This is a genomic window from Steroidobacter denitrificans (genome assembly GCF_001579945.1).
GTDB classification, from domain to species: Bacteria; Pseudomonadota; Gammaproteobacteria; order Steroidobacterales; family Steroidobacteraceae; genus Steroidobacter; species Steroidobacter denitrificans.
The window spans coordinates 2,290,302-2,312,411 of record NZ_CP011971.1 but is presented as its reverse complement, the minus strand read 5'-3'; the positions used below and the strand labels follow the sequence as shown (position 1 = coordinate 2,312,411).

At 63.3% G+C, this 22,110-nt stretch carries 19 protein-coding genes; 13 read left to right on the top strand and 6 right to left on the bottom strand.

The genetic code is table 11. The annotated features are described in order from the left end of the window. Positions 1 to 72 precede the first annotated feature (72 nt). Entirely contained in the window at positions 73 to 402 is a 330-nt protein-coding gene (locus ACG33_RS10535) for a DUF1820 family protein (protein WP_066921027.1), read from the top strand. 321 nt (positions 403 to 723) lie between these two features. Next, positions 724 to 4,713, top strand: coding sequence for a phosphoribosylformylglycinamidine synthase (gene purL, locus ACG33_RS10530; protein WP_066921025.1), 3,990 nt, complete (start codon positions 724 to 726; stop codon positions 4,711 to 4,713). Between the two features lie 97 nt (positions 4,714 to 4,810). Here the strand turns inward: purL and ACG33_RS10525 are convergent, their stop codons facing one another. Next, a complete protein-coding gene (locus tag ACG33_RS10525) occupies positions 4,811 to 5,497 on the bottom strand; it encodes a hypothetical protein (protein ID WP_066921022.1) in 687 nt (228 codons plus the stop codon). Between the two features lie 14 nt (positions 5,498 to 5,511). After that, complete coding sequence (gene ettA, locus ACG33_RS10520; RefSeq protein WP_066921020.1) at positions 5,512 to 7,188, bottom strand: energy-dependent translational throttle protein EttA; 1,677 nt, start codon at positions 7,186 to 7,188, stop codon at positions 5,512 to 5,514. 289 nt (positions 7,189 to 7,477) lie between these two features. Here ettA and ACG33_RS10515 point away from each other — a divergent pair, with 289 nt between their 5' ends. The 11 genes from ACG33_RS10515 to ACG33_RS10465 all read left to right on the top strand — a co-directional run bounded on the left by ACG33_RS10515 (position 7,478) and on the right by ACG33_RS10465 (position 17,498). Next, on the top strand, positions 7,478 to 8,428 hold the full coding sequence (locus tag ACG33_RS10515; RefSeq protein ID WP_066923216.1) for an arginase family protein: 951 nt from the start codon (positions 7,478 to 7,480) through the stop codon (positions 8,426 to 8,428). 40 nt (positions 8,429 to 8,468) lie between these two features. Next, positions 8,469 to 9,722 (top strand): serine hydroxymethyltransferase, encoded by a 1,254-nt coding sequence (glyA, locus tag ACG33_RS10510; RefSeq protein ID WP_066921018.1) that lies wholly within the window; start codon positions 8,469 to 8,471, stop codon positions 9,720 to 9,722. A gap of 36 nt (positions 9,723 to 9,758) precedes the next feature. After that, positions 9,759 to 10,277 carry a transcriptional regulator NrdR gene (gene nrdR, locus ACG33_RS10505; protein ID WP_066921016.1) on the top strand — a complete coding sequence of 173 codons (519 nt, stop codon included), beginning with the start codon at positions 9,759 to 9,761 and terminating at the stop codon, positions 10,275 to 10,277. A 5-nt stretch (positions 10,278 to 10,282) separates the two neighbouring features. Then, positions 10,283 to 11,425 (top strand): bifunctional diaminohydroxyphosphoribosylaminopyrimidine deaminase/5-amino-6-(5-phosphoribosylamino)uracil reductase RibD, encoded by a 1,143-nt coding sequence (ribD, locus tag ACG33_RS10500; protein ID WP_210399013.1) that lies wholly within the window; start codon positions 10,283 to 10,285, stop codon positions 11,423 to 11,425. Positions 11,426 to 11,483: 58 nt separating this feature from the next. Next, on the top strand, positions 11,484 to 12,179 hold the full coding sequence (locus ACG33_RS10495; RefSeq protein ID WP_066921014.1) for a riboflavin synthase: 696 nt from the start codon (positions 11,484 to 11,486) through the stop codon (positions 12,177 to 12,179). Next, positions 12,176 to 13,330, top strand: a complete 1,155-nt coding sequence (gene ribBA / locus ACG33_RS10490; protein ID WP_066921012.1) for a bifunctional 3,4-dihydroxy-2-butanone-4-phosphate synthase/GTP cyclohydrolase II — start codon at positions 12,176 to 12,178, stop codon at positions 13,328 to 13,330. Before ACG33_RS10495 ends, ribBA begins: the two co-directional genes overlap by 4 nt. Before the next feature lie 193 nt (positions 13,331 to 13,523). Further along, positions 13,524 to 14,015 (top strand): 6,7-dimethyl-8-ribityllumazine synthase, encoded by a 492-nt coding sequence (ribH, locus tag ACG33_RS10485; protein ID WP_322109159.1) that lies wholly within the window; start codon positions 13,524 to 13,526, stop codon positions 14,013 to 14,015. Then, positions 14,015 to 14,455 carry a transcription antitermination factor NusB gene (gene nusB / locus ACG33_RS10480; protein WP_066921010.1) on the top strand — a complete coding sequence of 147 codons (441 nt, stop codon included), beginning with the start codon at positions 14,015 to 14,017 and terminating at the stop codon, positions 14,453 to 14,455. Before ribH ends, nusB begins: the two co-directional genes overlap by 1 nt. Before the next feature lie 49 nt (positions 14,456 to 14,504). Next, the gene (gene thiL / locus ACG33_RS10475; RefSeq protein ID WP_083536746.1) at positions 14,505 to 15,530 is read left to right on the top strand and encodes a thiamine-phosphate kinase; all 1,026 of its coding nucleotides are present in this window, start codon (positions 14,505 to 14,507) and stop codon (positions 15,528 to 15,530) included. Between the two features lie 122 nt (positions 15,531 to 15,652). Beyond that, positions 15,653 to 16,153: a phosphatidylglycerophosphatase A family protein gene (locus ACG33_RS10470; RefSeq protein WP_066921008.1), complete on the top strand. Its 501-nt coding sequence runs from the start codon at positions 15,653 to 15,655 to the stop codon at positions 16,151 to 16,153. 61 nt (positions 16,154 to 16,214) lie between these two features. Continuing rightward, the gene (locus tag ACG33_RS10465) at positions 16,215 to 17,498 is read left to right on the top strand and encodes a serine/threonine-protein kinase (RefSeq protein ID WP_066921006.1); all 1,284 of its coding nucleotides are present in this window, start codon (positions 16,215 to 16,217) and stop codon (positions 17,496 to 17,498) included. 300 nt (positions 17,499 to 17,798) lie between these two features. On the opposite strand, the gene folE2 is transcribed toward ACG33_RS10465, so the two are convergent. The 4 genes from folE2 to xseB form a co-directional block, all read right to left on the bottom strand. Next, positions 17,799 to 18,650, bottom strand: a complete 852-nt coding sequence (gene folE2, locus ACG33_RS10460; RefSeq protein ID WP_066921004.1) for a GTP cyclohydrolase FolE2 — start codon at positions 18,648 to 18,650, stop codon at positions 17,799 to 17,801. A gap of 80 nt (positions 18,651 to 18,730) precedes the next feature. Next, positions 18,731 to 20,611, bottom strand: a complete 1,881-nt coding sequence (gene dxs, locus ACG33_RS10455; RefSeq protein WP_066921002.1) for a 1-deoxy-D-xylulose-5-phosphate synthase — start codon at positions 20,609 to 20,611, stop codon at positions 18,731 to 18,733. A gap of 25 nt (positions 20,612 to 20,636) precedes the next feature. Continuing rightward, positions 20,637 to 21,578 carry a polyprenyl synthetase family protein gene (locus ACG33_RS10450; protein ID WP_083536744.1) on the bottom strand — a complete coding sequence of 314 codons (942 nt, stop codon included), beginning with the start codon at positions 21,576 to 21,578 and terminating at the stop codon, positions 20,637 to 20,639. 52 nt (positions 21,579 to 21,630) lie between these two features. Then, complete coding sequence (gene xseB / locus ACG33_RS10445) at positions 21,631 to 21,831, bottom strand: exodeoxyribonuclease VII small subunit (RefSeq protein ID WP_066923203.1); 201 nt, start codon at positions 21,829 to 21,831, stop codon at positions 21,631 to 21,633. Positions 21,832 to 22,110 lie beyond the last annotated feature (279 nt).

Below are 22,110 nucleotides of genomic sequence, written 5' to 3'. Positions count from 1 at the left end.
ATGCCTTAAAGCTGACGCATAGCACGCGCTATGTAATATGCTTCCAGAGTATCAACCCGGCTCAGGATCAAGATGGCAGCCAGTCACATTTTCAAGGTCGTATTCGTCAATCAGGGCAAGGTCTACGAGATTTACGCCCGCAAGGTCAGCCATGGCGCCTTGTTCGGCTTCATCGAGGTCGAGGATATCGTCTTCGGGGAGCGTTCGGCGGTCGTCGTCGACCCTTCCGAGGAGAAGGTGAAGGCCGAATTCGAAGGCGTCAAGCGCACATATCTGCCTTTGCATTCCGTGCTGCGGGTTGACGAGGTACGTCAGCAGGGCATCAGTAAGGTCAGCACGATGGAGGGCTCGAATGTGACGCCGTTCCCGATGCCCATGTATACCCCGGGCGACAAGAAGTAGGCCGCCGGGTTTCCCCGCGTTCAGAAGTCCGGTTCAAGCCCTTTCGGCGGGTAGCAGGTCCGCTCGATGCCTGTACCGGCCGTGCCTTCGGAATTCATGGCCGCCGGCACAGGCATCGAGCGGACCTGTTCGCCATGAACGACGAACCATGAACGGGGAGTCTTTGAGCAGATCGCAAAGTGGCGCAGCGATGATCCGGCATTCCCGGAAGGGGCTGTCGAGGAGGGTGCCGCGGGCACCCGTGGCAGGTTTCCGCTATGATTCGCGCCCGCTCCCAGCTCTCCATGCCGCGCCCGAGCGCGCGAATCGGTTGGCCCCACGATGCTGATACTGCCCGGCGCACCTGCACTTGCGGAGTTCCGCACCACCCGGCTTCTTGCCGCCCTACAGAAGCGGTGTGCGAGCGTGCGGCGTTTGCATGCCCGTTTCGTGCACTTCGTGCAGGTGCAGCGTGAGCCGACGCCGCAGGAGCGCAGCGTGTTGGCAGCCTTGCTGGGCCATGGCATTCCCGGCGGCGGCGAGCCGGCCGCCATTGGCGAGGCACCCATCCTGGTGATTCCGCGTCCCGGCACGATTTCTCCCTGGTCGAGCAAGGCAAGCGATATTGCTCGAGTCTGCGGCCTGACGGGGGTCGTTCGTATCGAGCGCGGTATTGCTTATGAACTGCGCGGCACGAACTTCGATAGCTCGACAGAGCAACTGGATGCGCAGCTGCTGCGGCAGCTTGCGCCCATGCTGTACGACCGCATGACCGAGACGGCGGTGTTTTCGCCGGAGGATGTGCAATGCCTGTTTACCCAGGAGGCACCGCGGCCGCTGGCCACCATCGGCCTGGGCGCACACGGGCGGGCCGCTTTGGTTGCGGCGAACGAAAGCCTCGGGCTGGCCCTGTCTGCGGACGAGATCGATTATCTCGTGGACAATTTCACTCGCCTTGGCCGGGATCCGACCGACGTGGAACTCATGATGTTCGCGCAGGCGAACTCGGAGCATTGCCGGCACAAGATATTCAACGCCGAGTGGGTCATCGACGGCGAACCGCAGCCGAAATCGCTGTTCGCGATGATCAAAAACACCTATGTCCGCAACTCCCGGGGCGTGCTGTCCGCCTATCGCGACAATGCCGCGGTCATCGAAGGACCGCAGGGACGCCGTTGGTTTGCCGACGCCGATACGCATCGCTACGGGTATCGTGACGAGCCGATCGACATTCTGATCAAGGTCGAGACCCACAATCATCCCACGGCGATTTCGCCTTTCCCCGGTGCGGCGACGGGTTCCGGCGGCGAAATACGCGATGAAGGCGCCACGGGGCGCGGCGGGCGTCCCAAGGCCGGTCTGGCCGGCTTTTCAGTGTCGCATCTACGGATTCCGGGCTTCGAGCAGCCTTGGGAGCAGGACCACGGGTACCCGGCGCGCATTGCCTCGGCATTGGACATCATGCTCGAAGGTCCGATCGGCGCGGCGACGTTCAACAACGAGTTTGGACGTCCGAACATCCTGGGTTATTTCCGGACTTTCGAGATCGAGGCCGCCGCCGCGAACGGTGCTGCCGACACGGCTGCGGGCGATGGCGGCGCCCCAGCTACGGACACCTCGCGGCCGCGGCTGCGCGGCTATCACAAGCCGATCATGATCGCCGGCGGCCTCGGCAATATTCGGCGCATGCATGTGGAGAAAGCCGATATCCCGGCCGGTGCAAAAATCATTGTGCTGGGCGGGCCGGCCATGCTGATCGGGCTGGGCGGCGGGGCAGCCTCATCGGTCGGCAGCGGCGCCAGCACGGAGGATCTGGATTTCGCCTCGGTGCAACGCGGCAATCCGGAGATCCAGCGCCGGGCCCAGGAAGTGATCGACCAGTGCTGGGCGCTGGGCGAGGACAATCCGATTCTGCTGATTCATGACGTCGGCGCCGGCGGTCTGTCGAATGCCATCCCGGAATCCATCGCGCATAGCAGCCGTGGCGGCCGTATCGATCTGCGCGCCATACCCTCCGCCGAGCCTGGCATGTCGCCGCTGGAGCTGTGGTGCAACGAGGCGCAGGAGCGCTATGTGCTGGTCGTGGCGGCCGACCGGGTCGCGCAGGTGGCGGCCTTCTGTGAGCGTGAGCGTTGTCCGTTCGCAGTCGTGGGCCAAACCACCGACGATGGCTGGCTGAAGCTTGCCGATGCCTTGCTGGATGCCGCACCGGTGGATCTGCCGCTGGAGGTGATCCTGGGCAAGGCACCGAAGATGATCCGCGAGGTGCGCACGTTGCCGCCCCTGGGCGATGACTTCGATACGACCTCGCTCGACATTCGCGAGAGTGCCTATCGTCTGCTGCGCTTTCCCGCGATTGCCGACAAGAGCTTCCTGGTGACGATCGGGGATCGTTCGGTGGGTGGAATGATCAGTCGCGATCCCATGGTCGGACCCTGGCAGGTTCCGGTCAGCGATGTCGCGGTGACCTTGAGCGACTACAGTTCATACTCGGGTGAGGCCATGGCCTTGGGCGAGCGGCCGCCCCTGGCCTTGCTGAATGCGGCCGCATCGGCTCGCATGGCGGTCAGCGAGGCGATCATGAACATGGCCGCCGCCGACGTCGCGGCCCTGTCGGAAGTGCGCTTGTCCGCGAATTGGATGGCAGCCTGCGGCGAACCCGGGGAGGATGCCGATTTGTATGCGGCCGTGCGGGCAGTGGGCGAGGAGTTCTGTCCGGCACTGGGTCTCACGATTCCGGTCGGCAAGGATTCGCTGTCCATGAAGACCCGCTGGAACACCACGGAAGGTACGCGCACGATGGCGGCACCGCTGTCCTTGGTGGTGTCCGCGTTCGCGCCGGTCATCGATGTGCGGCGTACGCTCACGCCGCAACTGCGGCTGGACCGCGGTCCGAGTTCACTCTGGCTGCTCGACCTGGGAGCAGGCCGCGACCGCCTGGGGGGATCCTGCCTGGCACAGGTGTACGGTCGGCTGGGCCGCGAAACACCGGATTGCGACGATCCGCGGCGGCTGGCTGGATTTTTTGGCGCTATCGCCCACTTGCGCGCTCAGGGACTCCTCCTTGCTTACCACGACCGGTCCGATGGCGGGCTGTTCGTGACCTTGACGGAAATGGCCTTCGCCGGTCATTGCGGCATCGAAGTCGATCTCGGCGCGGCGGGCGGTGCGGCCGCCTTGTTCAGCGAGGAACTCGGCGCGGTGCTGCAGCTGTGCGATGCGAACCGTGAGGCAGTGAGTGAAATCCTGCAACAGCACGGCGTCGCATGTTTTGCACGTCGTCTCGGCGAGGCGACGGCCGGTGATCGCCTGCGCATTCGCGCTGGCGATTCAGTGTTGCTGGACGAGTCGCGAGTGGACTTGCATCGTGCCTGGTCACAGACCAGCTTGCGCATGATGGAACTGCGCGATGATCCGCAATGCGCCCGCGAACAATTTGAAACGGCCGTCGATCCCGACGATCCCGGCCTGAATGTCAGGTTGAGCTTCGATGTCGACACGGCCGCAGCCCAGGCGCGGCAGACGCTTCACATCGCCACCGGGGCGCGACCGAAGGTCGCCATCCTGCGCGAGCAGGGTGTCAACAGCCACGCTGAAATGGCCGCCGCATTTCATCGGGCGGGCTTCGATGCCTTCGATGTACATATGACGGACCTGTGCAGCGGCCGTCTGCAACTGGAGGATTTCCGCGGACTGGTGGTCTGCGGCGGCTTTTCCTACGGCGATGTCCTGGGGGCTGGAGAGGGCTGGGCGAAATCCATCCTGTTCCATGCCCGCCTTCGCGACATGTTCAGCGAATTCTTTCATCGCTCCGACACCTTCTCCCTGGGCGTGTGCAATGGCTGCCAGATGATGTCGGCGATGCGTGAACTGATTCCCGGCACGCAGCACTGGCCGCGGTTCGTGCGTAATCGCTCCGAGCAGTTCGAGGGACGATTGAGTCTGGTCGAGATCGTGAAGTCGCCGTCGCTGTTTTTCACGGGCATGGAAGGTTCACGCCTGCCCATCGTGGTGTCGCATGGCGAGGGCCGCGCCTGTTTCGAGCGTCCGCAGGACGCCGAGACGCTGGCGGCGGACGGGCTGATATCGATGCGCTTCGTGGATAACCACGGGCAGCCGGCGCGGCGCTACCCAGCCAATCCGAACGGCTCGCCTGGAGGGCTGACGGGGATCACCATTCCGGATGGACGGGTAACCCTGCTGATGCCGCATCCGGAGCGGGTGTTCCGAGCCGTACAGCATTCCTGGTATCCCGAGGAATGGAATGATCACAGCGGCGGAGACAGTCCCTGGATGCAAATCTGGCGTAATGTGCGTGCCTGGGTAGGGTAGCTGCATATGGGTCGATGCCGGCCCGCAGCGTCCCGCGCCGACCCCAACCCAAGCCCCAGACCCCAACCCAGGCATCCAGAAGCGGGGGAATGGCGATTCAGGGCCGCCGCGGCGCCGTCCGTGCGGCAGGGAGCGCCCAGGTGTCCACGGCGCTGCCGGCCGCTTCGTTCATCGGACGGGCGATCAGGCCGGCGGCGGTGATCGAGACCTCAAAGCGTGCTCCATCGGCCATGGGCAGATAGGCGGCGCTGCCGTACATGGCATCCACGAAGGGCAGCCGGCGCGGGTAGTTCGCCGACAGGCGCCACAGATCCAGTCCGGGATTTTCACTCAGGGCGTAAACCGTTCGTTCCTTGTGACGCTCCTGTTCGATGTCGCGATAGCGACCGCTCATCCGTTCCAGGCGATAGCGGGCATTCAGCCCGAGCAGGTTCGCCCAGCCCCGCCACTTCAATATCCGTGCATCCAACTGCCATTCGTCCCCGGCAAGCATGAAGGTTTGCATCTCGCCGCCGGGAATCTGCGCGAGGGTGGCGCGAAAGCGCTGCGGGCCGCGTGCCTCGAACACGATCTGCGCGACGGGCTCCTCGTGTGTCAGGCGCGCATAGGTATGAAGATTCGTGGACAAAACGAAAAACACTGCGGCAGCGGCCAGCATGAGCAGCCCGGCGAGCGCACTGCCGCCTGCAGCGAAAAAGCGGGCGCGCAGCAGCCGCTGACAGCTCAGCGTCAGCAGCAGCAGGCCGAACAGGGCGAGCAGGATGGCGATTGCGTCGGCAGCCATGGACAGTGCCGTTCCTAGGCATCCAGCCTTTTGTAGCGAATCCGGCGTGGCGTGGCGGCTTCATCGCCTTTGCGGCGCTTGAAATCTTCCACGTACTGCGCGTAATTGCCTTCGAACCAGGTCACCTCGCTGTTGCCCTCGAACGCCAGGATGTGAGTGGCGATACGGTCCAGGAACCAGCGATCGTGCGAAATCACGACCGCGCAGCCGGGGAAATTGAGCAAGGCCTCCTCGAGCGCGCGCAGGGTTTCCACGTCCAAATCGTTGGTCGGTTCATCGAGCAGGATTACGTTGCCGCCGCTCTTGAGCACCTTGGCAAGATGTACGCGATTGCGTTCGCCGCCGGATAACTCGCCGATGTGCTGTTGCTGCTGGGCGCCGCGAAAATTGAAACGCCCGACATAGCCGCGCGAGGCAGTCTCGTAGTTGCCGACTCGGATCATATCCAGACCGCCGGAAATTTCCTGCCAGACGGTGTTGGCATCATCGAGCGCCTGGCGTGACTGATCCACATAGGCCAGCTGTACCGAGGGGCCGATGCGCAGCTCACCGGCATCCGGTGTTTCCTGTCCGGTCATGATGCGAAACAAGGTGGTTTTGCCGGCGCCATTGGGTCCGATGACCCCGACGATGCCGCCGGCGGGCAGGTTGAAGTCGAGATTGTCGAACAGCAGGCGATCGCCGAAACCCTTGCGCAGGCCGTTCGCCTCGATGACGAGTTCGCCCAGGCGCGGGCCCGGCGGGATGTAGATCTCGTTGGTTTCGTTGCGTTTCTGGAATTCCTGGGAGGCCAGTTCCTCGTAGCGCTGCAGACGGGCCTTGCTCTTGGCTTGGCGGGCCTTGGGATTGGCGCGCACCCATTCCAACTCTCGCGCCAGGGTCTTGCGCAGGCCTTCCTGCTGTTTTTCTTCCACGGCCAGGCGTTTTTCCTTTTGTTCGAGCCAGGAAGAATAGTTGCCTTCCCAGGGGATGCCGTGACCGCGGTCGAGTTCCAGGATCCAGCCGGCGACATTGTCCAGGAAGTAGCGATCGTGCGTCACGGCGATCACGGTGCCGGGATAGTTTTCCAGGAAACGCTCCAGCCAGGCCACCGACTCGGCGTCGAGGTGATTCGTGGGCTCATCCAGCAGCAGCATGTCGGGCTGGGACAACAGCAGCCGGCACAGAGCGACGCGGCGGCGTTCGCCCCCGGAAATCCGGGTGACATCGGCATCCCAGGGTGGCAGCCGCAGTGCATCCGCAGCGACTTCCAGTCTGCGCCCCAGCTCCCAGCCGCCGTTGGCATCGATGGCGTCCTGGAGCTTGGCTTGCTCTTCCAGCAATTTATTCATCTGTTCCTCGCCGAGATCGGGATCGGCGAACTGGTCCGAGACAGCGTTGAAGCGATCGAGCAGTGCCTGGATTTCGGCGACGCCTTGTACGACGTTGCCACGTACGTCCTGGTCGGGATCCAACTCGGGTTCCTGTGCGAGCAGGCCGATCTTGATACCGGGCTGAGGACGGGCTTCGCCATCGAATTCCTGATCGACTCCGGCCATGATGCGCAGGAGCGTGGATTTGCCCGAGCCGTTCAGGCCGAGCACGCCGATCTTTGCCCCAGGGAAAAACGACAGCGATATGTCCCGCAGGATGACGCGCTTGGGCGGCACCACCTTGGAGACGCGATTCATGGTGTAGATGAACTGGGCCATATTGACTCGAAATACCTCCTCGAAGGGGCAGTGCGGCCGGCTGCCTCGGCAGACGGCCCGGGCAGGCGCCCCGAGAGTTTGCCGCCGGATCCTAAAGGGAGCGCATGATACCTAACCCGTGTCGGTATGGATCGGTCACCGCGGGCCACCTGACCACCCCGCTTACTCCGGCCACCCTCCCGGCCTGCGCCGGGATCCCGAGGCATTTCGCGCGGATCGTTTCCGGCGGTTCATGAATCCTCATGCTAGGCTGCGGTGGTTTCATGAAACTCAACAGGCCGGTGATGACGTGAGTAGCGGTGTCCTGCTGATATGTGGCGCCGAGATCGCGCGCTATGGTTTCGGTGGCGGACATCCTTTCGGACCCGATCGTCACGAGGCATTCATGCGCGAACTGCACGCGCGCGGCCTGGACGGGCGGGTGCGTTGCGGCGCTGCCCGTGCCGCCACCCGCGAGGAACTGGAGAGTTTTCACACGGCGGAATACATCGATCAGGTGCGGGAGCGTTCGGCCGGCGGCCATGCTTATCTTGACGGAGGCGATACGCCGGCCTGGCGGGGCCTGTTCGAGGCGGCGAGCTATGTGGTCGGCGGCACCTTGAATGCCGTGGATGCGGTCATGGAGGGGGAAGTGCGCCGCGCGTTCATTCCCATCGGCGGCCTGCATCATGCGGCACGCGACCAGGCGGCGGGATTCTGTGTGTTCAACGATTGCGGCGTGGCGATCGAAATGCTCAGGCGTAGGCACGGTCTGCGGCGCATCGCCTACGTCGACATCGATGCGCATCACGGCGATGGCATATTCTACGCTTTCGAGGACGATCCGGATGTCTTGTATGCCGATCTGCATGCGGATGGCCGCTTTCTGTATCCCGGTACCGGCGCCGCTCATGAGACCGGAATCGGCGCCGCCCGCGGCACCAAGTTGAATCTACCGCTGCCGCCTGATGCGGATGACAGTGATTTCCTGGCCTCGTGGGAGCGAGTGGAGGCTTATCTGCGGGCCGGACAGCCGCAGTTCATTTTATTCCAGTGCGGCGCCGACAGTGTGGCCGGTGATCCGCTCACGTCGCTGCGCTTCAGTGTCCGGGCGCATGCCCACGCGGCGGCGCGGCTGTGCGCGATTGCCGATGGGCTCGGGCATGGCCGGGTCGTGGGTATGGGAGGCGGGGGCTACAATCGGCGTAATCTGGCCGAGGCTTGGACGGGTGTCGTGCAGGCATTCCTGGATAGCGAGTGACGGGTGGTACAATCCCCGGACCGCCATCCCGAGGTAGTTCATGTTCGCCGCCAATTCGACCATCGCAGAGTTCGATCCCGAACTTCAGGCCGCCATCCAGGCTGAGCGCCGCCGCCAGGAAGACCACATCGAGCTGATCGCCTCTGAGAATTACGCCAGCCCGCGCGTGCTGGAGGCGCAGGGGTCGGTGCTGACGAACAAGTACGCCGAGGGTTATCCGGGCAAGCGCTATTACGGCGGCTGCGAACATGTCGATGTCGCCGAGCAACTGGCGATCGATCGTGCCAGGCAGCTGTTCGGCGCGACCTATGCGAATGTGCAGCCTCACTCGGGATCGCAGGCCAACGCCGCAGCCTACCTGGCGCTGGTCGAAGCAGGCGATACGATTCTGGGCATGAGCCTGGACCACGGCGGTCATCTGACCCACGGGGCCAAGGTGAATTTCTCCGGCAAGCTGTTCAAGGCGGTGCAGTACGGTCTGGATCCAGCTACAGGTGAGATCGACTATGCTCAGGTCGAGCGCCTGGCGCGGGAGCATCGTCCGCGCCTGATCATCGCCGGGTTTTCGGCCTATTCGCGGGTGGTGGATTGGGAGCGATTCCGCCGTATCAGCGATGAGGTGGGGGCGTACTTCCTGGTCGACATGGCGCATGTGGCGGGTCTGGTCGCCGCCGGCATCTATCCCAATCCGGTGCCGCATGCGGATGTGGTGACGACTACGACCCACAAGACCCTGCGGGGTCCGCGCGGCGGACTGATCCTGGCGCGCCCGCATGAGGCGATCCACAAGAAACTGAATTCACTGGTGTTTCCGGGCACACAGGGCGGTCCGCTGATGCATGTGATCGCCGCCAAGGCCGTGGCGCTGCTGGAGGCGCTGCAGCCGGACTTTACGGTTTACCAGAAGCAGGTGCTGGCGAACGCCCGCGCCATGGCGGGTACGCTGATGCGGCGTGGCTTCAAGATCGTCTCGGGCGGGACGGACAACCACTTGTTCCTGATCGATCTGGTCGACAAGAACATCACCGGCAAGGACGCGGATGCAGCCTTGGGCCGCGCACATATCACCGTGAACAAGAACGCGGTGCCAAACGATCCGCGCTCGCCGTTCGTGACCAGCGGTCTGCGTATCGGTACACCGGCGGCGACCACGCGCGGTTTCAAGGAAGCCGAGGTCAACGATCTGGCAGGATGGATCGCCGATGTGTTGGATGCCGGTTTAAGCGACGCGGCCGTGGAAACCGTGCGCGGCAAGGTGCAGGCGCTGTGCGCTCGATTCCCGGTATATGGCTGAAACCAGACTCGCAGCGCTCTGCGGGTAGCAGGTGACATGTACTGCCCATTCTGCAGTCATGAGGAAACCAAAGTCATCGACTCCCGCCTGGCGGGCGAGGGACAGCAGATTCGCCGGCGGCGGGAGTGTCTGCAATGCGGCGAGCGGTTCACGACGTTCGAAACGGCGGAACTGGTCATGCCGCGCATCATCAAGAGCGATGAGAGCCGCGAACCCTTCGACGAGTCGAAACTGCGCAGCAGCTTGCTGAAGGCGCTCGAGAAACGCCCGGTCGCCAGCGAGGCGCTGGATGCGGCGATCGTGCATATCTGCAACAAGCTGCGCTCGCTCGGAGAACGCGAGGTTGCTTCCCGGCTGGTGGGTGAGCTGGCGATGGACGAGCTGCACCACCTGGATGAAGTTGCCTACGTGAGATTTGCCTCCGTGTACCGCAGCTTCCAGGACATCGATGCCTTCCGCGAGGAGATCGAGCGTATGCAGCATCGCCGCAGTCGCGAGGCCGAGGAGATTCAGCTGGCCCTGTGGGCTGTGGACGATGCGGGCAAGAGGAAGTAAGACGCGTGTTCACCGCATTCGATGAACGCATGATGCGCCATGCGATCGAGCTGGCGGGCCAAGGCCGCTACAGCAATCATCCTAATCCGCGTGTGGGCTGCGTGATCGTGCATGAAGGCCGGATCGTGGGCGAGGGCAGCCATCTCAAATGGGGTGAGGCGCATGCCGAAGTGCACGCGCTGCAAGCGGCCGGCGCGGCGGCGCGCGGTGCCGATTGCTATGTGACCCTGGAGCCTCATTCCTACCAGGGACGTACGCCGCCATGCACCGAGGCGCTGATTCGGGCGGGCGTGGCGCGGGTATTCTGCGGGGCGCTGGACCCCAATCCCAAGGTGCATGGTGAGGGAGTGCGCCAGTTGCGTGCGGCCGGCATCGAGGTGCATTCGGGGCTGCTGGAGCCGGAGGTGCGCGAACTCAACCTGGGGTTCGAGCAGCGCATGCGTTCGGGCTTGCCGCGTGTGATCGTCAAGGTGGCGGCGAGTCTGGATGGGCGCGTCGCACTGGCTAACGGCGTCAGCCAGTGGATCACCGGCGAGCAGGCGCGCGCCGATGTCCAGCGGCTGCGTGCACAGGCCAGCGCGGTGCTGACGGGCATCGATACGGCGCTGGCCGACGACCCGCAACTCAATGTAAGGGATCCGGCGATCGAACTGCGCGGTCGCCAGCCGCTGCGGGTGGTGCTGGATACCGGACTGCGCCTGCCGGCAGCGGCGCGCATGCTGCAGATGGCCGGAGAAACCCTGGTGATGACCTCCGCCGCGAACCTGCTTCCCGGTGCCGCGGCCGCTGCCCGGCTTGAGGCGCTGCAGGCGGCCGGCGCACAATGCATCGGTATTGGTCTGGATGCGCAGGGCAGGCTCGACTTGCGGGAGGTATGGCGCGAATTGGGGCGTCGGCAATGCAATGACGTGCTGGTCGAGGCGGGCCCGACCTTGACCGGCAGCCTGCTGCATCAGGGCATGGTGGATGAATGGATCATTTACTATGCACCAATGGTCCTGGGTGGAGATGCCCGGGCCATGGCGGTCCTGCCGGCTCTGCAGCGCCTTGAGGAGGCTCGCCGTTTCGAGTTGCAGGCGCTGTCGCGCATCGGTACGGACGCCAAGCTGGTGCTGCGAACGAGCGCTGGCAGCGCGACGAATGTCTGACGGCAGGTCGCCGAATTCTTGTTTTCAATCCTGTCGCTGAATATCCCGAGATCGACCCATGTTTACCGGAATCATCCAAGCCATCGGCGAGTTGCGCTCGATGCAGACGCACCACGGCGGTGACGTGGAGATGGCCATCGCGGCGCCGGGCCTGGATCTGGGCGGCGTCGCCCTCGGCGACAGCATCGCCGTCAGCGGCTGCTGCCTGACCGTGACCCGGATCGAGGGCGATGTATTCGCCGCCGATGTTTCCGTGGAGACGCTCGAGGTGACTACTTTGGGCCAGTGGCGCATCGGCCAGCCGGTCAACCTGGAGAAGGCATTGTGTGCCGGGCAGCCGCTGGGCGGTCATTATGTCACCGGGCATGTGGACGGCATTGCCACCGTGGTGGCCACCGAAGCGCAGGCGCGCTCCCTGCGTGCGTGGTTCGAAGTGCCCGCCGCCCTGGCTCGCTACATTGCACGCAAGGGATCGGTGTGTATCGACGGCATCAGCCTGACGGTGAACGAAGTCGATGGCGCGCGTTTTTGCGTGAACCTGATTCCGCATACGCTACAGGTCACCAGCCTGGGCCGGATGCTGGGCCGGATGTCGAATCAGACGCCGGGTCAGGCGCCTGAACAGGCATCGGATCAGATGCTGAGCCGGGCATCGGGCCGGCTTTCGGGCGGCACCGACGACGGGATCGCCCGCGTGAACCTGGAAGTCGATATCATTGCGCGTTACGTGGAAAGACTTGCGGCACCTTTATGAGCTTGAATTCGATCGAAGAAATTCTGGATGACCTGCGCGCCGGGCGCATGGTCGTGATCATGGACGACGAGGACCGTGAAAACGAAGGCGATCTGGTGATGGCCGCCGAGTTGGTGCGGCCGGAGGACGTGAACTTCATGGCGCGTTATGCGCGCGGCCTGATCTGCCTGACGTTGACTCATGAGCGTTGCCGGCAACTGCGCCTGCCGTTGATGGTGAGCGAGACCCATCTTAGCCATGGAACGAACTTCACGGTCTCGATCGAGGCCGCACAGGGTGTGACGACGGGTATTTCCGCCCATGATCGCGCCCAGACGATCCTGGCGGCGGTGCGCAAGGATGCCCGTCCCGAGGATCTGCATCAGCCTGGACATATTTTTCCGGTGATGGCGCAGGCCGGCGGTGTATTGACCCGTGCCGGGCACACGGAAGCCGGATGTGACCTGGCGCGGCTGGCCGGACTGGAGCCTGCCGCCGCCATCGTGGAAATCCTGAACGACAACGGCACGATGGCGCGCCGGCCCGATCTGGAAAAATTCGCCCGGCAGCACCAGCTGAAAATGGGAACGATTGCCGATTTGATCCGCTATCGCCTGGAAAAGGAGCGTTCCGTGGAGCGCATCGCCGAGCAGGCTATCGAAACCGAATTCGGGTCTTTTCGCATGCTGTGCTATGAGGATCATGTCAATCGCACCGTACACTTGGCGCTGGTCGCGGGTGAGTTGAGCCCGGAGAAGATCCCGCTGGTACGCGTGCATCTGCGCGATACCTTGGGCGATGTGGTCGGTATCCATGATCAGACGTTGGGCTGGCCGCTGCGCTCGGCAATGCGGCGCATCGCCCAGGAAGGCAATGGCGTCCTGGTTCTGCTGCGGCCGGATGAAACGCCGCGTGATTTCATGGATGCGGTCAGGGCGATCGGTCAATCTGCCACGGTCGGCGCTGCAGCCGATGCCGCGGCGGGTATGCTCGCCGCCGCACAACCTGTGTCGCGCCACGAGGCGGGAACCAAGGTGCTTCGGACTTATGGTATCGGCGCCCAGATTCTGCGCGATCTGGGTGTAGGCAGGATGCGGGTGTTGTCGGCGCCCATGCAGATGCATGCCTTGTCGGGATTCGATCTGGAAGTGGTCGAATACGTGGATCGCTGAGTCGGCACGAAGCATGCGCTGCACTTTCTGCAGCGCCGCGGCCGCGGCCACCGGCCGTCGCGGGGGCGAAGAGCGCCCACATCATGGGATCCGCAGCGATCCGCTATACTGAGCGCCGGCACCGCGGATCGGGACAGGTCTATATCCTGCTCGCCGGCGGTGCGAGCATGTCCCAGCCCTACCTTCCCACCTGATGCGTGCAGCGACCATGGATTCCATCAAGACAATCGAAGGTGACTTGCAGTGCCGCGAGCTGCGTTTCGCCATCCTCGCCTCGCGGTTCAACGAGTTCATCGTGGAGCGGCTGGTGGATGGCGCGGTCGATACGCTCAGACGCCATGGCGCCGGCGATCAGCAGATCGAGATCATCCGGGTGCCGGGAGCGTTCGATCTGCCGCTGGTGGCGCGCCGGCTGGCGCAGACTCAGCGCTATGATGCGCTGGTGGCACTGGGTGCGGTGATCAAGGGTGCGACAGCGCATTTCGACTATGTGGCCGGCGAATGTGCCGGCGGGCTGGCCCGCGTGGCGCAGGATACCGGGATTCCGGTCGCCTTCGGCGTGCTCACCACCGATACCATCGAACAGGCGATCGAGCGCGCCGGTACGAAGGCCGGCAACAAGGGGGCGGATGCGGCGATCACGGCGCTGGAACTGGCCAACTTGCTGCGCCGAATCGAGAACTGATGCGGAACCGAAAGCCGGCGCGCGGTACCCGTGGACGTTCGATCGCGCGCCGGCTGGCGATGCAGGGCTTGTACCAGTGGCAGCTGACTCGACAGCCGGGTTCGCTGATCAAGGAACAACTGCTCGAAGGCGATGAATCCGCTGGTGTGGATGCGGAATACTTCGCCGAATTGCTCGATGGTTGTATTGGCAACCAGACGCAGATCAGTGCCGCACTGACGGATTGCGCCGACCGGCCGCTGCAACAGCTCGATGTGGTCGAGGCGGGAATCCTGATGATCGGCGTCTATGAACTGCAGCATCGCATCGAGATTCCCTATCGGGTGATCATCAACGAGGCGGTCGAGCTGTGCAAGCGCTTCGGCGCCACGGATGCGCATAAGTACGTCAACGCCGTACTGGATCGCGCCGCCCGTGGCATACGCACGGCGGAGGTGTAGCCGGTATTACGGCTTGCCGCCGTCGCCTACGTTTACGAGCATCAGAGGCATGGGCGAATTCGAGATCATTGCGCGCTATTTCACCCGCCCGGTGCATCGGGGCGATGTGCTTCTGGGGATCGGTGACGACGCTGCTGTGCTGGACATCGCTCCAGGACACAAGCTGGTCGTCGCCATGGATACCATCGTTGAAGGCGTACATTTTTTGCCTGGTACGTCTGCAGCCGACATCGGCTATCGCGCCTTGGCCGTCAATTTGAGCGATCTGGCGGCGATGGGGGCGAAACCGGCCTGGATGACTCTGTCCGTGTCGCTGCCCGAGGCGGATGAAGGCTGGCTGGAGGGCTTTTCAGCCGGCCTGTTCGAACTGGCACAGCGCCACGCGGTCGCCCTGGTCGGAGGCGATACCGTACGCGGTCCGCGGGTAGTGACCGTCCAGGTGGCCGGCTGGGTGGAAGCCGATGGCTGGTTGAGCCGCGCCGGCGCTTGTCCGGGCGACCTGTTGATGCTTTCCGGAGTGCCAGGGGAGGCGGCCGGCGGCCTGGCGGCGATGCAGCAGCGGCTGGAAGGGGAGGCTGCGGCCCGATTGCAGCAACGCTTCCTGCGGCCAGTGCCGCGGATTGCGCTGGGGCGGCTGCTGCGCGGCATTGCCAGCGCTGCCATGGATGTCTCCGATGGTGTGCTGGCGGACCTGCGCAAGCTGTGTGCGGCCAGTGCTTGTGCTGCCTATGTGGACGTCGATGCCCTGCCGCGCTCGACAGCACTGGAGACGCTGTTTCCTCCTGACGCCTGTCTACGCCATGCCCTGGCGGGCGGCGACGACTACGAATTGCTGTTCACAGTGCCGGCCTCGCGCCTGGCAGCCCTGGAAGCGGCGCTGGCCGCTGTTCCGGCCGCGGCGGCATCATCCGCGGGAGAGACGCTGCCGCAAGTGAGGCGCATCGGCGTCATGTGCGCCGGCCAGGGTGTGCAGTGTCTGCGCCAGGGGCAACCCTTCGAGCTACCGTCGAGCGGCGATCAGCGGCGGCAGGACGACCGGCCCCAGGGTGGCTACGATCATTTTGCCGCGCCATGAAGCATGAACTGTGACTATCGATCCGCCATGAGCATCGATGGCTCCCACGATGTCACCGCCTCATGTTCATCGCGCTATGCCTGAAGGATGCGTGAGATCCCTCGCGTGAGACTGTCGTTCTCATGAATCTGGATAGATATCTGCGCCGGCGCCCACGCCTCGAGCCGCGTTTGTTGCGCCAGCCCGTTCATTTGCTGGCGTTCGGTTTCGGCGCAGGATTGAGCCCCTGGGCGCCGGGCACCTTTGGCACCTTGGTCGCAGTTCCCATCGTGGCCTTCGTGATGCAATTCGGCTTGCTGGTACATGCCGTCTGCACGATCGGTGCGGCCCTCGCCGGCATTCATATTTGTGGTGAAAGTGCCCGCCGGCTCGGAGCGCACGATCATCCAGGTATCGTCTGGGACGAGATCGTCGGATTTTCCGTGACCATGTTGGCAGCTTCGTATGAATGGTATTGGCTGGCCGGCGGATTCATCCTGTTTCGCCTGTTCGATATCTTGAAGCCCTGGCCGATCCGGGAGGCCGATCACAGACTCTCCGGCGGACTCGGAATTATGCTGGACGACATCATCGCGGGTATTTTCGCAGCGGCGATCCTGCTTGGCTTGAAGCTGCTTTTGTGACGCGATCCAACCGGCGCCGGCCGACGAGACGACAGCTATCGTGATTCTCCCGAGTGGTTCGATGACACAGCGCGGCGCCGCTCCCGAGCATTCTCTCCCGGAAAAGATCGGCAAATACGTGCTGGTCAAGGAGGTTGGACGCGGCAGCACGGGCGTCGTCTACCTGTCCCACGATCCCTACTATCGCCGCGACGTCGCCATCAAGGTATACAACCTCGAGACTCACGACGAGGAACGGGCGCGCGTCACGCGCAAGATGTTCCTGTCGGAAGCGCACATGGTCGGCATGTTGCAGCATCCGAATATCCTGCCGATCTTCGATGCAGGCGAGGAAGAAGGGCACTATTACATCGTCACCGAACATGTGCATGGCGCGCGCACACTATCGGCCTATTGCAAGCCGGACAATCTGCTGCCGGTCGATGATGTCGTCGAGATCATGTACAAGTGTGCAAAGGCTCTGCATTACGCGCACAGCCGCGGCGTGATCCATCGGGACATCAAGCCTTCCAATATCATGCTGACGCAGGCGAACGACGTACGCATCATCGATTTCGGCATCGCGCTGGTGTCCGACTCCGAGATTTCGCGCATCGACGGTATCGCCGGCAGTCCGTCCTACATGTCGCCCGAGCAGGTGCAGTCATTGGATATCACCAACCGCTCGGATCTATATTCCCTGGGCGCGGTGATGTACGAAATGCTGACGGGCTTTCGCCCGTTTCGCGGCGGCAATCTGTCCAAGCTGCTGCACCAGATCGTGTACGCGACGGCCCAGCCGATCCACACCTTGCGTAACGACATTCCCGAGGTTCTGGAGAACGCCGTCGCCAAGGCCTTGCAGAAGGATCCGGCGAAGCGTTATCGAAATGGTCTGGAGCTGGCCGCGGATTTGACCCGGGTGCATCAGACGCTGCGCGACGGTTCTTCGAAACTCGATCGGCAGGAGCAGTTCTCGATCCTGCGCACCTTGAAGTTTTTTCACGACTTTTCGCATTCGGAGATCCTCGAGGTGCTGAGAGCCAGTACCTGGCAGGACTATGAGGAGGGCGAGGAGATCGTCAAGGAAGGCGAAATGGACGATCGTTTCTATGTGCTGGTATCCGGCAGCGTTGCGGTCATGCGTCACGCCAAGGCCGTGGGTCAACTGGATGCCGGCGATTGCTTCGGTGAGACCAGCTATGTGCGCGGCGCCAAGCGCCTGGCGACGATCAAGGCGATATCTCCGGTCACCTTGATGAAAGTGAGCTCCACCTTGCTGGAGCAGTCCTCGGCGGCCTGTCAGCTGCGCTTCAACAAGGTTTTTTTGCGCAGCCTCATCAGCCGGCTGCAAAGTCCGAGTTGATCCAGACAGGATCGGTACCTCGGATCGCCTGGCACCAAGACATCGTTATTGTCACGTCGGTACGCCGTTGCGGGAGTGTCTCGCCCATGGTCCTTACCTGCCGTGCCTTCGGATCCATGGCAGGCAAGGACCATGGGCGAGATATTCGGCGATTGCGAGTGGGGCTGACCGCTGACGATTCGTTGATCCGACAATCGCTGGGTGAGCCGGATTGTGGATTCAGTGATGGTGGCGTGCGGTGTACGAGCGCCGTATGCGGGGATGTCCTGCTTGTTCGATGACGGCGGTGCGCGCCGCCCATCAATCGCCTTGTACCGGCTCCGCGGTCTTGTTGTGCTCGATCAGCGCATAGGCCGAGTGGTTGTGAATGGACTCGAAGTTCTCGGCTTCCACGACATAGGCAAGTACACGCGCCTCGTCGTTCATGCGCACGGCCACGTCGCGAACGATGTCTTCGACGAATTTCGGATTGTCGTAAGCGCGTTCCGTCACGAATTTTTCGTCGGGCCGCTTCAGGATGCCGTACACCTCGCAGGAGGCTTCCTGTTCGGCGATATCGATCAATTCCTCCAGCCACATGTGTCCGTCGATACGGGCCTTGATGGTGATGTGGGAGCGTTGGTTGTGGGCGCCATAGTCCGAGATACCCTTGGAACAGGGGCACAGGCTGGTGACCGCCACGACCACCTTGAGCCACAGTTCCGGCTCGCCGCCATGAAACTCGCCGATCAGGGAAGCCTTGTAGTTCATCAGGCTTTCCACACCCGATACCGGTGCTTTTTTCATGACGAAGTAGGGAAATTCCATCTCGATATGGCCGGATTGGGCATCCAGCCTGCGGGTCATCTCGATCAAGATTTCGCGAAAGGATTCGACCGAAATTTCCCGCTCGTTGCCATGCAGTATTTCCACGAAACGCGACATGTGGGTGCCCTTGAAATGATGGGGCAGGGCCACGTACATATTGAAGCTGGCGACGGTGTGCTGTTCGCCGCGCGAGCGGTCCTTGACCCGCACCGGGTGATACACCTCCTTGATGCCGACCTTGTTGATCGGGATACGGCGTGAGTCGGCGCGGCCTTGCACATCCTCGATCGAGGTGATCGTGGGGGGCTGCGTGGCTGACTGGACGTTGCTGGGAAGAGTCGACATAGCGCGAAAGGCAAAGATGACAGCCGGAAAACGGCTAAGGAAGACTTATGGGGACTGTACAGTATAAAGGCAAGTGCGGCCTAGCCGGTGGCACGGGCAGGCATCCGCCACCAGTGCTCGATAGCGCCGTCGATGGATGCGGCGTCCAATCCGGCGGCGGCCAGGCAGTCCTCGCGCGAACCGTGTTCGATGAAGCGATCGGGGATGCCCAGGTTCAGCGTAGGCATCACATGGCCGTGGGCAAGCAGGCACTCGTTGATGGCGCTGCCGGCGCCGCCGGCCACGACGTTCTCCTCGATGGTCACCAGGGCGCGGTGCGTTCCGGCGAGATGCACGATGAGTTCCTCGTCCAGCGGCTTGACGAACCGCAGGTTGACCAGGGTGGCGTCGTGTTTTTCGGCGAGCCAGTCGCACATGGGCACCATCGCGCCGACAGCGATGAGCAGCAGCCCGCTGCGGCCGTCGCGCCGCACCTGCGCCTTGCCCAGAGGCAGAGCCTGCATGACGGGCTCCTGGACCACGCCAGGGCCTTGTCCACGTGGATAGCGGACGGCCGCGGGGCGACGCAACTGCACTGCCGTGTACAGCATTTGCCGGCATTCGTTCTCGTCGGCCGGCGCCATCAGCACCAGGTTCGGAATGCATCGCAGGAAGGACAGATCATAGCTGCCCTGGTGGGTGGCGCCATCTCCGCCGACCAGTCCGGCGCGATCGATTGCGAGGGTGACCGGTAGATTTTGCAAGGCGACGTCGTGGATCAACTGATCGTAGGCGCGCTGGAGGAATGTCGAGTAGATGGCAATGACCGGATGCAGTCCTTCACAAGCCATTCCGGCGCCGAGGGTGACGGCGTGCTGCTCGGCGATCGCTACATCGAAATATCGCTCCGGGAAACGCTTGGAGTACTCGACCAGTCCCGAACCCTCGCGCATGGCAGGCGTAATGGCGACCAGTTGCGGATCGAGTTCGGCCATATCGCACATCCATTGGCCGAAAACCTGAGAGTAGGCCGGTCCGCTGGCCGTCTCCTTGAAGATGATGCCGCTCTTGGGATCGAAGGGGCCGGGGCCATGCCACTTGATCGGATCGGCTTCCGCCGGAGCGTAGCCTTTTCCCTTGCGGGTGATCACGTGCAGGAATTGCGGACCCTTCATGTCGCGCAGGTTGCGCAAGGTTGCGACCAGCGCGCCTATGTCATGTCCGTCGATGGGGCCAATATAATTGAAGCCCATTTCCTCGAAGATCGTGCCGGGCAGGACCATGCCTTTCATGTGCTCTTCGGAACGGCGTGCCAGCTCCCAGACCGTAGGCATGCGGCTGAGCACTCTCTTGCTGCCCTCGCGCAGGGTGGCATAGAGCTTGCCCGAGAGCACCCGGGCGAAGTAGTTGGAGAATGCTCCGACATTTTCGGAAATCGACATGTCGTTATCGTTCAGGATCACCAGCATGTCCACATCCAGGCTGCCGGCATGGTTGAGCGCCTCGAAGGCCATACCCGCGCTCATGGCGCCGTCACCGATGACCGAGACGATGCGGCGAGAGCGTCCGCGGGCTGCAGCGATCGCCATGCCAAGCGCGGCACTGATCGAGGTGCTGGAATGCCCTACGCCGAACGTGTCGTATTCGCTTTCGACACGCGTGGGAAATGGCGCGAGACCGCCCTTGAGCTTGATGGTGCGCAGGCGATCACGCCGTCCGGTCAGCACCTTGTGGGGATAGGCTTGATGGCCGACGTCCCATACCAGCCTGTCCGTAGGCGTATCGAAAACGTAGTGCAGCGCCACCGTCAGTTCGACGGTACCCAGCCCGGCCGCGAAGTGACCGCCCATCTGACTGACCGTATCGATCAGATACCGGCGCAACTCGGCGGCAACGGTCTCGAGCTGTCCGGCCGGCAGACGGCGCAGATCCGCCGGCGAGTCGATCGCCATGAGCAACGGATAAGGTGTGGCGGGCTTCATGGAGAAAGAAGTCTACAGCATGTGCTCAGCGCTTTCTGAGCACCAGCCAGTCGGATACCGAGGCCAGAGGCGCACTTTGCAGGCCGGGTGTCTGCCGCAACAACCGCAGGGCGTGCCGGTGCAGCGCATGCATACGTATGCGCGCGGCCTCCACTCCGGCGACCGATGGGTAGGTCGGCTTGCGGGCGGCTTCGTCGGACCCCGTGGCCTTGCCCAGCATCTGCGGATCGCCTTCGATATCCAGCAGATCGTCCTGAATCTGGAACGCCAATCCGATGGCCTGCGCGTATTCGTCCAGCGCCGTATGAATGGCCGGATCAAGGTCCGGTGCGCAGGCGGCGACCATGAGGATGCAGGCTCGGATCAGCGCACCGGTCTTGCAGGCATGCATTTTTTCCACTGCATCGATCGTGAGAGACCTGCCGGTCGCGGCGAGATCCAGCGCCTGCCCGCCGGCCATGCCTTGCGTACCGCTGGCAGTGGCGAGCAGGTGGATCAGGCGCAGCCGTATGGCTGTATCCTCGGGCAGGCCGGACCCTCGGGCCAGGATCTCGAATGCCAGAACCTGCAGGGCATCGCCGACCAGGATGGCGGTCGCTTCGTCGTAGGCTTTATGGCAGGTGGGTCGTCCCCGGCGCAGGTCGTCATCATCCATCGCCGGCAGATCGTCATGTACCAGGGAATAGGCATGAATCAGCTCCACGGCGCAGGCAGCACCATCGATCTGGGATTCCGGGATGCCCAGTGCCGCGCCGGCGGCATATACGAGCACGGGGCGTACCCGTTTCCCCCCGCCCAGCACCGCGTAGCGCATCGCCTCATGCAGGCGCGCCGGCTCGATATCGGGGGGTGGCAGCCTGGCCGCCAATTTCTTCTCGATACGCGCCTGCCAGCGGGCGAGCCGCGCATCGAAATCCGTCTCGCGCGGTACGGTGGCGGCGTCGAATGCGCCATCGAGTACGTTCATGGGGATGAATTCATGGAAGCGTGTGCGTCATGCACCGGAGCCGGCGCGTGAATCAGCGTTCGCGATCATCATCCGCGTCGAACGGCACCGCATCGAAGGACTCCGGATCGCCGCTCCTGCTCATCAGGATCTGCACCTTTTGTTCAGCGAGCTTGAGCGAATTCTGACATGCACGGGTCAGTTGCACGCCACGTTCGAAATGCCGCAGCGATTCATCCAGGGACAGGTCGCCCTGCTCCAGTTTTCCCACGATCGCTTCGAGTTCGGCGAGCGAGCTTTCGAAATCCGCGGCGGTCGAGGCATCAGGGCGTGCGTCCGCCGCGCGGTCTGCGGCGTCGCCAGAGGTGCTGTTCGCGATGGCTTTGCTACTCACGTGGAAAGTCGCCGTCCGGTAGGGGCTGCCCGGCGGCAGATCCCGCGATTATTACACAGCTCGTCATGGGACCACATAGCAGCCGGGAATGGTAGCCCGGGCAGATAACGGCCGCAGTGGCAGGTGCCATCGGCGCCGGCGTCCTGCCCGGAAAGCCTG